Origin of the sequence: Vitiosangium sp. GDMCC 1.1324, assembly GCF_003044305.1 — a bacterium.
In the GTDB taxonomy this organism is placed as follows: domain Bacteria; phylum Myxococcota; class Myxococcia; order Myxococcales; family Myxococcaceae; genus Archangium.
The window spans coordinates 157,416-170,160 of the sequence record NZ_PZOX01000020.1 but is presented as its reverse complement, the minus strand read 5'-3'; the positions used below and the strand labels follow the sequence as shown (position 1 = coordinate 170,160).

8 protein-coding genes are annotated in these 12,745 nt (G+C 69.2%); 4 read left to right on the top strand and 4 right to left on the bottom strand.

Annotated elements, in window-relative coordinates:
• Positions 1–81 precede the first annotated feature (81 nt).
• Together DAT35_RS42505 and DAT35_RS42500 are read right to left on the bottom strand one after the other, a co-directional pair.
• Positions 82–5,451, bottom strand: coding sequence for a J domain-containing protein (locus DAT35_RS42505; protein WP_108075030.1), 5,370 nt, complete (start codon positions 5,449–5,451; stop codon positions 82–84).
• A gap of 34 nt (positions 5,452–5,485) precedes the next feature.
• Positions 5,486–5,989, bottom strand: coding sequence for a tRNA (cytidine(34)-2'-O)-methyltransferase (locus tag DAT35_RS42500; protein ID WP_108075029.1), 504 nt, complete (start codon positions 5,987–5,989; stop codon positions 5,486–5,488).
• An 18-nt stretch (positions 5,990–6,007) separates the two neighbouring features.
• On the opposite strand from DAT35_RS42500, the gene DAT35_RS42495 reads away from it, so the two are divergent.
• Both DAT35_RS42495 and DAT35_RS42490 read left to right on the top strand, forming a co-directional pair.
• The gene (locus DAT35_RS42495) at positions 6,008–6,364 is read left to right on the top strand and encodes a DUF192 domain-containing protein (RefSeq protein WP_108075028.1); all 357 of its coding nucleotides are present in this window, start codon (positions 6,008–6,010) and stop codon (positions 6,362–6,364) included.
• A gap of 124 nt (positions 6,365–6,488) precedes the next feature.
• Positions 6,489–7,253, top strand: a complete 765-nt coding sequence (locus tag DAT35_RS42490; protein ID WP_108075027.1) for a Stp1/IreP family PP2C-type Ser/Thr phosphatase — start codon at positions 6,489–6,491, stop codon at positions 7,251–7,253.
• A 3-nt stretch (positions 7,254–7,256) separates the two neighbouring features.
• On the opposite strand, the gene DAT35_RS42485 is transcribed toward DAT35_RS42490, so the two are convergent.
• Both DAT35_RS42485 and DAT35_RS42480 read right to left on the bottom strand, forming a co-directional pair.
• Positions 7,257–8,285 (bottom strand): sugar phosphate nucleotidyltransferase, encoded by a 1,029-nt coding sequence (locus DAT35_RS42485; protein WP_108075026.1) that lies wholly within the window; start codon positions 8,283–8,285, stop codon positions 7,257–7,259.
• 22 nt (positions 8,286–8,307) lie between these two features.
• A complete protein-coding gene (locus tag DAT35_RS42480) occupies positions 8,308–9,345 on the bottom strand; it encodes an aminoglycoside phosphotransferase family protein (RefSeq protein WP_108075025.1) in 1,038 nt (345 codons plus the stop codon).
• A 302-nt stretch (positions 9,346–9,647) separates the two neighbouring features.
• On the opposite strand from DAT35_RS42480, the gene DAT35_RS42475 reads away from it, so the two are divergent.
• Both DAT35_RS42475 and DAT35_RS42470 read left to right on the top strand, forming a co-directional pair.
• Entirely contained in the window at positions 9,648–11,012 is a 1,365-nt protein-coding gene (locus DAT35_RS42475; RefSeq protein ID WP_108075024.1) for a pyridoxal-phosphate dependent enzyme, read from the top strand.
• A 160-nt stretch (positions 11,013–11,172) separates the two neighbouring features.
• Positions 11,173–12,741, top strand: a complete 1,569-nt coding sequence (locus DAT35_RS42470; RefSeq protein ID WP_108075023.1) for a DUF4403 family protein — start codon at positions 11,173–11,175, stop codon at positions 12,739–12,741.
• Positions 12,742–12,745: the final 4 nt, after the last annotated feature.

Sequence of the window (12,745 nt, the reverse complement as noted above, 5' to 3'; positions counted from 1 at the left end):
GGCCTGTCCTTCCTGGAAGCTCCCGGCCCGTCCACACCGCAACTGCTGGGAGCAGAAAGGAGGCGCTGCCCCGGACAACGCTCAGCCGAAGAGGCCACCCTTCTTGTTGGGGGGCTCTTTCTTCTTGCGCATCTCGATGAGGCGCAGCTCCTGGTTGGCCTCGAGGTGCTTGGGGTTGGTGCGCACCGCCTCGCGGAAGTGGCGCTCGGCACGGCCCATGTCGCCCTCGACGCGGGCGATCACCCCGAGCTGGTAGTGCGCCCGATCACAGTTGGGGTCCAGCTTGAGCGCCTCGGCCATCATCTGCTTCGTCTTGGGGACCTCGGCCTTGCGCTGGGGATCCATGTAGATGGCCCACGCCCGGGCGGCGAGGTACACCGCCTTGGGCTCCGCCTCGTAGGCGCGCTCGAAATGCTCCGCCGCGGACACGAAGTCCCGCTTGCGGAAGAAGACCTCGCCCATCTTGAAGAGATCACCCGCCGCGAGCCCGAAAGCCCGGGTGCTCCCCTGCTGCGAGCCCTTGGAGCGCAACTCCTGGAGGTAGGCCGTGCGCTTCGTGTCGTCGTAGAGGACCTCGTAGGCCTCGCGGATGGCCTCGAAGACGGTGCTCATCTTGGGCGCGAGCTCGGAGAGCGCCGGAGGCAGGCGATCCGGGTGGAAGCGCTTGGCGAGCCCGAGGAACGCGGTCTTCACCTGCTCCCGCTTCACGTCCGGGCCGATGGGAAGACCGAGCGTGGTGAAGTGGTCGCGCTTCTCCTGCACGTCGGAGTAGCGCTTCTCGATGGCCTGGGCGAGCTGCTCCTCGGGGCTGGGCGGAGCCGGAGCACCCGGGGATGGCGAAGGAGCCGAGGGCGCGGCCGGCGCGGCGGGACGGGACCCGAGCTGCGCGGCACGCTGGAGCAGGCGCTGGCGGCGGACCTTCGACTCCTCGTCGGAGGGCTCATCCGACAGGTCGTCCTCCTCGAAGGACAGATCGTCCCACGCCTCGGGAGCGTTGGCATCGGCACTCTGGACCGAAGTGGCCACGGTGGCCGGAGAAGGCGCGGGCGCCGCCGGGGGCTGGGGCGCTGCCACGACAGGAGCCGCCTGGGGAACCTCCGCGCGCACGAGCGATTCCAGGTGGGCATCGACCTGCTGCAGCGCGGCCTCGAAGGAGGCGTTGATGTCGCCGGGAGCCTCGCCGGAGCCAGCGTTGTCGAAGGAGACGATGCGCCAGAGGTCGTCGTCGCCCGTGGCTCGAGGTGCGTCCGGTCCCAGCCGGAGCGGCTGCATGGGAGGTGCGGACGGGGCATTGCCGCGGGCGAGCAGGTTCGGAGGGGCGGCAGCCGCTGGAGCCGGCGCGCTGACCACGGGAACAGGTGCACTCGCCGCGGGCGGGCGGAGACCCGGTGGAACGGCAGCCGGCGCACTCGCCGCGGGCGAACGGAGACCCGGTGGAACGGCGGCCGGCGCACCCGCCGCGGGCGAGCGGAGACCCGGTGGAACGGCAGCCGGCGCACTCGCTGCGGGCGAGCGGAGACCCGGTGGGACGGCGGCCTGAGCAGGCGCGACGGCCGGGTGGCGCGTGGCCGGAGGCGGTATTGCTGGAGCGGGAACCACGGGCGCGGAGACAACAGGCGCGGGCGGCTCGGGAGCATCGAGCTCGGTCCAGAAATCCAGATCGGCTTCCGTCCTGCTCGCCGACACCTGCGGAGCGGGAGCAGCGGCATGCGGAGCGGTCCCCGGAGCAGCGGCATGCGGCGCGGTGGAAGGAACGGACTCTCCGATAAGCCATGACTCAGGAGGAGCGGACGCAGCCCGCCGCTGAGCCTCCTGCATGTCCTGTAGCTGTGCGGCATTGGCCTGCTCGCGCGCAACGCGGAGTGCGTCCGTGTCCTCCAGCACGGGAAATATCCCGCTGACCGGACTCCTGACCAGTTCCAGCTCACCGGCGCGAGTGTCCAGATCCGGCTCGGTCGGGAAGGAGTCGAACCAGACCTCGGAAGTGGGCACCACGTCGGAGAGCGAGGCCTCGACCTGGGGCTGGGGACCGGGCTTCGTGCCCGTCGCAGAGGGGACAGAGGGAGCACCGGAGAGGTAACCGATTTCGGGAGAGCGCGCGGGCGCCGGGGGCTCGCTCGGCGACGCGGTGAGGATCAACTCACCTTCCTGTAGCTCGGCCGACTCGGTGAGGAAAGCCACATCCGACAACTGGGAGACCTCGGAGAGGCGGCGCTGCTCCGCGAGGCGCTGCTCCTCCGCGAGGCGCGCGGCCTTGGCACGTCGAGCCTCTTCGGCGCGTCGAGCCTCCTCCACCAACCGAGCCTCTTCGGCGAGTCGAACCTCCTCAGCACGGCGAGCTTCTTCTTCCGCCAGACGCCTAGCTTCCTCGGCGAGGCGCGCCTCTTCCGCGAGGCGTGCCGCTTCGGCCAGCCGAGCCTCCTCGGCCAACCGGGCCTCTTCAGCCAGTCGAGCATCCTCAGCGCGACGCGCTTCTTCCTCCGCGAGCCGGCGCGCCTCTTCCGCCAGCCGTGCTTCTTCGGCGAGCCGTGCCTCCTCCGCAAGGCGAGCCTCTTCCTGCGCGATCCGACGAGCCTCCTCCTCGGCGCGACGGGCTTCCTCGGCGAGCCTGGCCTCTTCCGCGAGACGTGCCTCCTCGGCCAGTCGCGCCTCTTCCGCCAAGCGGGCCTCTTCGGCCAATCGAGCCTCTTCTGCGAGCCGGGCTTCTTCCTCCGCCCGACGCTGAGCCTCCTCAGCCAGTCGCGCCTCTTCCGCGAGCCGGGCCTCCTCAGCCAGTCGCGCCTCTTCTGCGAGCCGGGCCTCTTCTGCGAGCCGAGCCTCTTCCGCGAGCCGAGCCTCTTCCGCGAGCCGAGCCTCTTCCGCGAGCCGGGCCTCTTCCGCGAGCCGAGCCTCTTCCGCGAGCCGGGCCTCCTCAGCCAGTCGCGCCTCTTCCTCCGCTCGACGCCGAGCCTCTTCTGCAAGGCGCGCCGCCTCGGCCAGCCGCGCCTCTTCCTCCGCCTGACGCCGCGCCTCTTCGGCCAGTCGCGCCTCTTCAGCCAGTCGGGCTTCTTCCGCGAGGCGAGCCTCCTCCTCTGCCCGGCGCTGGGCCTCTTCGGCCAGCCGGGCCTCTTCAGCCAACCGCGCCTCCTCGGCCAACCGCGCCTCTTCTGCGAGGCGGGCCTCTTCCTCTGCCCGACGTCGCGCCTCTTCAGCCAGCCGCGCCTCTTCGGCAAGCCGAGCTTCTTCCGCGAGGCGAGCCTCTTCCGCGAGGCGAGCCTCTTCCGCGAGGCGAGCCTCTTCTGCGAGGCGAGCCTCTTCCGCGAGGCGAGCCTCTTCTGCGAGCCGAGCCGCTTCGGCCAGTCGCGCCTCTTCCGCGAGGCGAGCCTCTTCCGCGAGGCGAGCCTCTTCGGCAAGCCGAGCTTCTTCCGCGAGGCGAGCCTCTTCCGCGAGGCGAGCCTCTTCCGCGAGGCGAGCCTCTTCTGCGAGGCGAGCCTCTTCGGCCAGTCGCGCCTCTTCTGCGAGCCGAGCCGCTTCGGCCAGTCGCGCCTCTTCCGCGAGGCGAGCCTCTTCCGCGAGGCGAGCCTCTTCCGCGAGGCGAGCCTCTTCCGCGAGGCGAGCCTCTTCCGCGAGGCGAGCCTCTTCCGCGAGGCGAGCCTCTTCCGCGAGGCGAGCCTCTTCCGCGAGGCGTGCCTCTTCAGCTAGGCGTGCCTCTTCAGCTAGGCGTGCCTCTTCAGCTAGGCGTGCCTCTTCAGCTAGGCGTGCCTCTTCAGCTAGGCGTGCCTCTTCGACCAACCGAGCCTCTTCTGCAAGCCGGGCCTCTTCAGCCAGTCGTGCCTCTTCCGCGCGACGCGCCTCCTCGGCCAGCCGAGCCTCCTCGGCCAGCCGAGCCTCTTCCTCCGCCCTACGCCGCGCCTCTTCGGCCAGTCGCGCCTCTTCCGCGAGCCGAACCTCTTCGGCAAGCCGGGCCTCTTCAGCCAGTCGCGCCTCTTCTGCGAGCCGAGCCTCTTCCTCCGCCCTACGCCGAGCCTCTTCAGCTAGACGTGCCTCTTCCGCGAGTCTGGCTTCCTCAGCCAGTCGCGCCTCTTCCGCGAGCCGAGCCTCCTCCTCCGCCCTACGCCGCGCCTCTTCGGCCAGTCGCGCCTCTTCGGCAAGCCGAGCTTCTTCCGCGCGTCGTGCCTCTTCGGCAAGCCGAGCTTCTTCCGCGCGACGCGCCTCTTCTGCGAGCCGAGCCTCCTCCTCCGCCCTACGCCGAGCCTCTTCGGCCAGTCGCGCCTCTTCTGCCAAGCGGGCTTCTTCCGCGAGCCGCGCCTCTTCCTCAGCTCGACGCCGCGCCTCTTCCGCGAGCCTGGCTTCCTCGGCAAGCCGAGCTTCTTCCGCGCGTCGTGCCTCTTCGGCAAGCCGAGCTTCTTCCGCGCGTCGCGCCTCCTCGGCGAGCCGAGCCTCCTCCTCCGCCCTACGCCGAGCCTCTTCGGCCAGTCGCGCCTCTTCCGCCAGCCGAGCCTCTTCGGCCAGCCGCGCCTCCTCCGCCCGACGCCGTGCCTCCTCCGCCAGCCGAGCTTCTTCCGCGAGGCGAGCCTCTTCGGCCAGTCGTGCCTCCTCCGCCAGCCGAGCTTCTTCCGCGAGGCGAGCCTCTTCGGCCAGTCGCGCCTCTTCCGCCAGCCGAGCCTCCTCCTCCGCCCGACGCCGTGCCTCCTCCGCCAGCCGAGCTTCTTCCGCGAGGCGAGCCTCTTCGGCCAGTCGCGCCTCCTCCGCCAGCCGAGCTTCTTCCGCGAGGCGAGCCTCTTCGGCCAGTCGCGCCTCCTCCGCCAGCCGAGCCTCTTCCTCCCGCCGGGCCTGCTCGCGAGCCTCCCACGCCGCGAGGGACAGCGACTCGACGAACCCCTCGCGCTCGAGGAGGTGGAGCAGCACCTCCTGGGCGGGAGTCAGTCCCTCCAGCCGCTCGAAGTCCGCCAGCTTCAACAGGAGGGCCATCTCCTCCGCACTGGCCACCCACTGGGTACACGCGCCCGCGTCCGTGCACCGGTACATGCGTGGCTCGGGGGCCTCGGTGCCCGCGGGCTCGAGGGCGGCGCGCACAACCCGGGTCCCGGCGATGGGGCGGAACATCTCCTCCACCCCGCCCGCCTCGAAAGCGGCGCGCTCGGCGAGCTGGCTCAACCGCCGCACCTCGGCGAGCACCTGCTGCTCCGCCACCACCTCCGGCGCCACCCCGAGTTCCTCCAGCACGTCCTCGTCCGGCGAGCCCGCGCTCTCCCGGGCCCACAGCGCATCCAGCAGCCCGGCGTTGAGGCGTCCGGCCTGCATCAGCGCCTGCACCGGCGTCTGGAACCCGAAGCCGAGCCGAGTCCCCACCAGGTCTCCACCCTGGAGGAACAGGAGCGATTCACGCCCGCCGGCGCTCAACGTGAGCCGGCCGGTGGCACGGGACTTGTGGGCGGAGTACAGCGTCTCAGCGACCTGCGAGGGGGGCATGCGGCCTCCCAGTGTAGTCCGTCCGCCCTTCCTCTCAACTTGGCGAGCCCGCCCGCCCGGCTGCCGCGCCGAACTGCACCTGCCGCAGGGCCTCGTAGGTGGCGATGCCCACGGCGGTGGACAGGTTCAGGCTGCGACGCTCGGGCAGCATGGGGATGGTGACGGCGGTCCCCGAGCCCCCGGCGATGATGTCCGGGGGCAGCCCCCGCGTCTCCGAGCCGAAGACCAGGTGGTCTCCCTCCTCGAAGGGGGCGGCATACAGGGATGTAGCGGCGCGAGCGGAGAAGAGCCAGCGCCTGGCCGAGGGCCACTCGGCCAGGTAGGCGTCGTAGTCCGGGTAGAGCTTCAGGAAGACGTTGTCCCAGTAGTCGAGCCCGGCGCGCTTGAGGTGGCGGTCGTCGATGGAGAAGCCCAGGGGCTCCACGAGGATGAGGCGGCAGCCGGTGACGGCGCACAGCCGGGCGATGTTGCCGGTGTTGGGGGGAATCTGGGGGGAGACGAGGACGAGGTGAAAGGGGCGCGCCAGGGGCTGGAGCATTGGAGTAGAAAGCACGACATGCGCCTGAGGGTGAACAATGTGACGCGAGACCGCCTGCTGGCGGACCGAGCCGAGAGGGCCACGAGCTTCGTGGACCGTTTCGTGGGACTGATGGGCCGGCGCTCGCTGGCCTTCGGGGAGGGGCTGCACATCCAGCCGTGCAACTCCATCCACACTTTTTTCATGCGCATCCCCATCGACGTGGCCTTCCTCGACCCGGAGGGGGTCATCGTCAAGCAGTTCGTGGCCCTGCCGCCCTGGAGGACGACGTCGATGTACTTCCAAGCGAAATCGGTGCTGGAGCTGCCCGCGGGGACGCTCCAGGCGAGCGGCAGCCAGGAAGGCGACCGGCTCGTGTTCGAGCAGATACCGTGAACCCCGGAGGGGAGTGAAGAGGACAACCTTCCGAGCCCCTGGGGTTTTGACCCCCTTCGCGACGCTTTGTTAACCTGCCCCACCGTCCACGGCACTTCCTGGACACGTCGGAGACTCCCCGAGCATGCGCATCGAGGTTGCTGGCCACACCCACGTCGGGATGAAGCGGAACCACAATGAGGACAACTACCTCATTCTGACCGACGAGAACCTGTGCTGTGTCGCCGACGGGATGGGAGGTCACTCGTCCGGGGAGATCGCCTCGAAGATCGCCGTGGACGAGCTGGCCGAGTTCTTCCGGATGACGTCGCGCGACCAGGACGCCACCTGGCCGTTCAAGATGGAGAAGTCGCGCAACTACGACGAGAACCGGCTGGCCACGGGCATCAAGCTGGCGAACAAGAGCATCTTCGAGAAGGCCAGCTCGGACTCGAAGTACAAGGGCATGGGGACGACGATCGTCTCGGTGCACTTCGCCCAGGACTCGGCGTACGTGGGGCACGTGGGGGACAGCCGCGTGTACTTCTTCCGCCAGGGCGTGCTGAAGCAGATCACCGAGGACCACTCGCTGCTCAACGACTACCTCAAGGCGAAGAAGCTCACGCCGGAGGAGATCGAGAACTTCCCGCACAAGAACGTCATCGTCCGGGCACTGGGGATGAAGGAGCTGGTGCAGGTGGACGTGGCGAAGGTGGAGCCGCAGCAGGGCGACATCTTCCTGCTGTGCTCGGACGGCCTGTCGGGCATGGTGACGGACCCGCAGATGCAGGAGATTCTCGCGCGCACGCCGGAGCTGGACAAGGCGTGCTCGCAGCTCATCGATCTGGCGAACGCGGCGGGCGGCAACGACAACGTCACCTGCGTGCTGGCGCGCTACCACGCCAACTGACCGCTACGGAGTGAGCGGCGCGGGCACCCGGTGTGCCCCCCAGGCCACCACTTCGACCAGTTCCTCCCCGGGGGTCACCTCGGTCCCCTCGAGCACGGCGCAGCGCTCCAACCGAGCACCCGTGCCCACGCGGACCTGAGCACCCACGGATACCGAGGCGCCGATGCGAGCCCCCTCCGCCAGGGAGCATCCCGCGTCGAAGTACGCCGGCCCCGTGACCTGAGCCCCACCCACGCGAGCCGTGGGATGTGCCCAGTAATTCCCCTGTCCTTGAGGCGCCGAGGCGAAGGGCGAGTCCGCGCCCAAACCCTCCAGCGGCACCTGCCCGGACAACACATCGCGCACGGTGGACAGGTAGCGCGAGGGCGTGCCCAGGTCGGACCAGTACGAGCGCACCACCTCGCCGCGCACCGTGAGGCCCGCCTCCATCATCCGCACGTAGACATCGCGGTTGATGTCCTCGGGGCCCTCGGGGGACATGAAGTCGAAGACGCGCGGGGACATGACGTGCACGCCCGTGAAGTGCCAGGGCGAGAGCCCCTCGCCCCCGGGCCCGAACTTCGCGATGCGCCGCACGTGCTGCCGCGCGTCCATCTCCACGGCGGCGTACTTCTCGTTCTCGGGCATGGGCAGCAGCACCATGGTGGCCGCCGCGCCCGAGGCCCGGTGCGCCGCCACCACGGGACGCAGGTCCACGGGGAACAGGATGTCGCCGTTGAAGACGATGAAGTCGTCACCCGAGAGGAAGTCCCTCAACCCCCGGATGCCGCCGCCGGTGCCCTGGATGACGGGCTCGTGCACCACGTGCAGCGGCAGACCCACGCGGGCGCACTCGGCGCGAGCGGTGGATGCCATCACCTCCGGCAGGTGGTGGGTATTGATGCCCACCCCCTGCACTCCCGCGGCCCGCAGCACCGCCAGGTGGTAACGGAAGAGGGGCTGCCCGAGGAACGGCATGGCTGGCTTCGGCCAGCGCTCGGTGAACGGACGCAGGCGCGTACCCAGCCCCGCGCAGAGGACCATCGCCTTCATGTGCGGCCCCTCCCCTCTCCTGTCAGCTCAACTCGGGGACGTACTTCGCCACCAGCTTCTGCAGCCCGCCCATCTCCGGCCGCCGCTTGAACGCATCTCGCACGTAGCGCAGCGACGCGGGGATGGACACCAGGAAGCCCGGGTTGCCCTTCACGCGGTTGATGAACTCGAAGCGGCCCGCGTCCTTCAGCTTGCGCTGGATGGTGAGCAGATCGAAGAAGGCCTTGAAGGACTTCGGTTCAATCCGCTCACCCGTCAGCTCGGCGAACGTGGCGATGTAACGGTCGAGCATCGTGTCCACGAAGTCGCGGTCCAGCTCCACGTAGCTGTCGCGCAGCAGCGCCACCAGGTCGTATTGGCGCGGGCCCTGGAGCGCGTCCTGGAAGTCGATGACCACCAGCTCGCCGTCCTTCATCATGATGTTGCGGCTCTGGTAGTCGCGGTGGGTGAAGCCCCTCGGCGCCGCGGCCAGCTGCTTCGCGATGTCGCGGAACGTCCGGTCCAGCTCGGCGCGCTCGGCCTCGGTGGGCTTCTTGCCGCTCCACACCTCGAGGCCCCACTCGCGGAAGTGGTGGAGCTCCCAGTCGTACAGGTCCTCGTCGAAGGCGCGCGTGAAGGCCAGGCAGTCCGAATCCTGGTGACGCTCGGCCTGGGCACGCAGGCGGGCCAGCAGGTCCACAGCGCGGGTGTACAGGGCCTGGTTGTTCCTGCCGCCCTCGAGCGCCGCCTCGAAGGTGACGTCGCTCAGGTCCTCCAGCACCATCATCCCCGCGGGCTCGTCGTAGCGGAGGATCCTCGGCACGCGGATGCCCAGCTTCGCCAGGTAGCGGTGCACGTTGACGAAGGGCAGCTCCTTGGGGGGCTCGCCCTTGGAGGCCTCCTCGCTCTTCTTCGAGGCGTCCAGCGGCATCACCATCACCACCCAACTCTCGGGGGCGGTGCCCACGCGGTAATACGAGCGGTTGCTCGCATCACCCTTGAGCTTCTTGATGGGGGCCTGGGACACGGGGCGGCCGATGGCCTTCCCCACCTGGTCGCGCAGCGCGGCCTCGATTTCCATAGGTGAACGCTTCTCCTGGGGGTTTGAGAGAGGAGACGCGCGAGTATGGGAGTGCGGGGGGAGCGGGTCAAAGCTCCAGTTCAGGAGAATTTCACGACCGGTCGTGTCCCCGACATGCGGGGCCAGGGCCCGGGTGGCCGCTCGCTGCCCTCAGCCCCGTGGTTTCGCCGCAGTGTGTCGGAAGGACGCGAAGCGGCGGACATGTTCAATGGAGATGGGGGCGAGTAGACGACCGAGGTCGACCGCCACCACCGGGGCATTATAAGAAACGCGCCGGTCCTTACCCCCTACGAGAGTTCCCGATGGAAATCCACGACACCATTCTCTCCGCAATCGGCCACACGCCGCTGGTCAAGCTCAACCGCCTGGTCGGGCCCAATGACGCGACCGTGCTGGTCAAGTGCGAGTTCATGAACCCCGGCGCGTCCATCAAGGACCGCATGGCGCTCTACATCATCGAGAAGGCCGAGCGGGAGGGGAAGCTCAAGCCCGGCGGCACCATCGTGGAGAACACGTCGGGCAACACGGGCATGGGCGTGGCGCTGGCGGCGGCGGTGAAGGGCTACAAGTGCATCTTCACGATGCCGGACAAGATGTCGCTGGAGAAGATCAACCGCCTGAAGGCGCTGGGCGCGCAGGTGGTGGTGACGCCGACGAACGTGCCGGCGGAGGATCCGCGCAGCTACTACGAGACGGCCAAGCGCATCTTCCGGGAGACCCCGGGCGCGTTCATGCTCAACCAGTACCACAACCCGGACAACATCGAGGCGCACTACAAGCTGACGGGTCCGGAGATCTTCGAGCAGACGGACGGGAAGATCGACTACTTCGTGTCGGGCCTGGGCACGGGCGGCACGATGAGCGGCGCGGGCAAGTTCCTCAAGGAGAAGATTCCGGGCCTGAAGAACGTGGGCGTGGACCCGGAGGGCTCGGTGTACGAGGGCTACTTCAAGACGGGCAAGCTGACCGAGCCGCACGTGTACAAGGTCGAGGGCATCGGCGAGGACATGCTGTGCGGTGCCATGGACTTCAAGGTGGTGGACGACATCCGGCAGGTGGATGACCGCCAGAGCTTCGTGGCGGCGCGGCGGCTGGCGCGCGAGGAGGGCATCTTCGCGGGCGGCTCGGCGGGCGCGGCGGTGCACGTGGCGGTGCAGCTGGCCAAGGAGGTCGGCAAAGGGAAGACGATCGTCGTCGTCCTGCCCGACACGGGCATGAGCTACATCAGCAAGTTCCACTCGGACGAGTGGATGCGCGACAACGGCTTCCTGGAGGAGAAGGGCGCGGGCACGGTGCGCGACCTGCTCAACGGCAAGCGCGAGGTGGTCACCGCGCGCAAGGGCGAGCGCGTGGACCACGTGGTGGAGACGATGCGCAACCGCGGCATCAGCCAGATGCCGGTGCTCAACGAGGACGGCCGCGCCGTGGGGATGATCCACGAGTACGACCTGCTCAACGCGCTGGTGGCGAACAAGGTGAAGTTCGCGGACACCATCGACAGCATCGTGGCGCCCCTGCAGGGCGTCGTCGCTCCGGAGACGAGCCTCAACCGGCTGCGCGAGGTGTTCAACCAGGACAAGGTCGCGGTGGTGAAGGAGGGCGAGAAGGTCGTCGCCATCGTGACGAAGATCGACCTGATCGAGTACATGCACCGCACCACGGCGTAGTGGCCGGGCTCCAGGCCCACCCCGCGCCAGAGCTGTGAAGCAGGCCCCGGACACCCTCAGGTGTCGCGGGGCTTTCTTCTGCGCGCCGCCCCCCACGCCCCTTACTCTCCCGGGGTTGGGATATGCTCCAGGGCCCGCACCCGCGGTGCGTCAGCCCACCATGCCTTCCTCGCGCTTCCGTCCGTTCTCCGCGCTCCTCGCGTCCCTGACCCTCCTGTCCTGCGGCGGCCCTCGCATCGAGTCGCAGAAGCTCCAGCCGCCGCCGCCCGCCGCCAATGGCGGCCGCCCGGTGTCGGATCCGCCGCCCTCGCGCATCGTCATCCACGCCACCATCTTCCGGGAGGCCCTCACCAAGAAGCTGGCCGAGAGCCTGCCCCGCTCGGGCGAGGGCGATGCCCAGCTCTTCGGCGGGCAGACGCTCCACTACACGTGGACCCGCGAGCCGGTGACGCTCAAGTTCGACCGCGGCCGCGTCTTGGTGGGCGTCACCGTCCACGGCCGCTTCAACATGCTCGGCGAGCGGGAGCTGCCCATCACCGTCACCATCGCGGGCGAGCCCGTCATGACGGCGGACTTCAAGGCGCTCCTGCAGTCCACCGAGGTGCAGGTGGTGGCCTCCGGGCCGGTGGACGGCGTCAACCGCGCCATCGAGGGCAAGCTGAAGGAGGTTGTCGGCAAGACGCTCGACGAGTTCCGCTTCGACGTGCGCCCGCTGATGGCCAGCGCCTTCTCCCGGCTCGCCCGCCCCATCGAGATTCCCGTGGGCGACCAGGTGGCCTGCGCCGAGCTCAAGGTGACCAACCTCGAGGCCTCGCCCACCGTGCTCGCCGATGGCTTCGAGAAGGACCTCGGCATCGTCGTGATGCCCTCGGTGACACTGCCCTGCACCCCGGTGGCCAGCCTCATCAGCCCCACGAGCAACGACGGTGGCACCCCGGGCTCGGATGGAGGTGCCCAGCAGGCCAGCGCCACGGGCAGCACCCAGTTCGCCAGCGACCACGCGGGCGCCGCGGATGGTGGCACCACGCGCCCGGACGGTGGCGCGCAGTACGCCACGTCCACCGCCGGCCCCACGAGCAACGACGGCGGCACGGGCGTGGACGCGGGCACCCTGGCCACGCAGGTGACGATGCCGCTGCTGCAGAACGTGTCCACCCTGCCCTCCGGCCCCTTCAAGGTCGTCATCCCGGTGGCCGCCCGCTACGAGGAGCTCTCCAAGGCGCTCGAGTCCTCCATGAAGGGCCGCATGTACTTCTCCGCGTCCCACCCCGAGCTCTACATGGAGAACCCCCAGGTCTACCCCTCGGATGACACGGTGGTCATCAAGATGAACCTGGGGGGCAGAGCGAAGGTGGGCGACTACTCCATCGGCGTGGGCGGGGAGATCTTCTTCGCCGGCCATCCGCACGTCATCGACAACCAGCTCTCCGTCCCGGACCTGGAGATCACTCCGGGCACGGCCAGCGAGCTGGTGAAGCTCAAGTTCGCCATGGACTACCAGTCCATCCGCGAGCAGGCGCGGCAGGCGCTCCGGGTGGATGTCTCCGAGCGGCTCGCGGCGGTGAAGGACAAGATGTCCACCGAGCTGTCCTTCTCGGAGGACCTGGGCTGCGTACGGGGCCAGGTGTTGCGCACCGAGGTGACGGGCGTCTATCCGCACCCGGGATTCCTGCGCATCTACGTGGAGGTAGATGCGCAGCTCGGGCTGTACCTGCCCTGCAAGAAGTAGCGCG

Coding starts and splice junctions, on each gene's coding strand:
- DAT35_RS42505 (WP_108075030.1), bottom strand. CDS start 5,451: ATGCCCCCCTCGCAGGTCGCTGAGACGCTGTACTCCGCCCACAAGTCC.
- DAT35_RS42500 (WP_108075029.1), bottom strand. CDS start 5,989: ATGCTCCAGCCCCTGGCGCGCCCCTTTCACCTCGTCCTCGTCTCCCCC.
- DAT35_RS42495 (WP_108075028.1), top strand. CDS start 6,008: ATGCGCCTGAGGGTGAACAATGTGACGCGAGACCGCCTGCTGGCGGAC.
- DAT35_RS42490 (WP_108075027.1), top strand. CDS start 6,489: ATGCGCATCGAGGTTGCTGGCCACACCCACGTCGGGATGAAGCGGAAC.
- DAT35_RS42485 (WP_108075026.1), bottom strand. CDS start 8,285: ATGAAGGCGATGGTCCTCTGCGCGGGGCTGGGTACGCGCCTGCGTCCG.
- DAT35_RS42480 (WP_108075025.1), bottom strand. CDS start 9,345: ATGGAAATCGAGGCCGCGCTGCGCGACCAGGTGGGGAAGGCCATCGGC.
- DAT35_RS42475 (WP_108075024.1), top strand. CDS start 9,648: ATGGAAATCCACGACACCATTCTCTCCGCAATCGGCCACACGCCGCTG.
- DAT35_RS42470 (WP_108075023.1), top strand. CDS start 11,173: ATGCCTTCCTCGCGCTTCCGTCCGTTCTCCGCGCTCCTCGCGTCCCTG.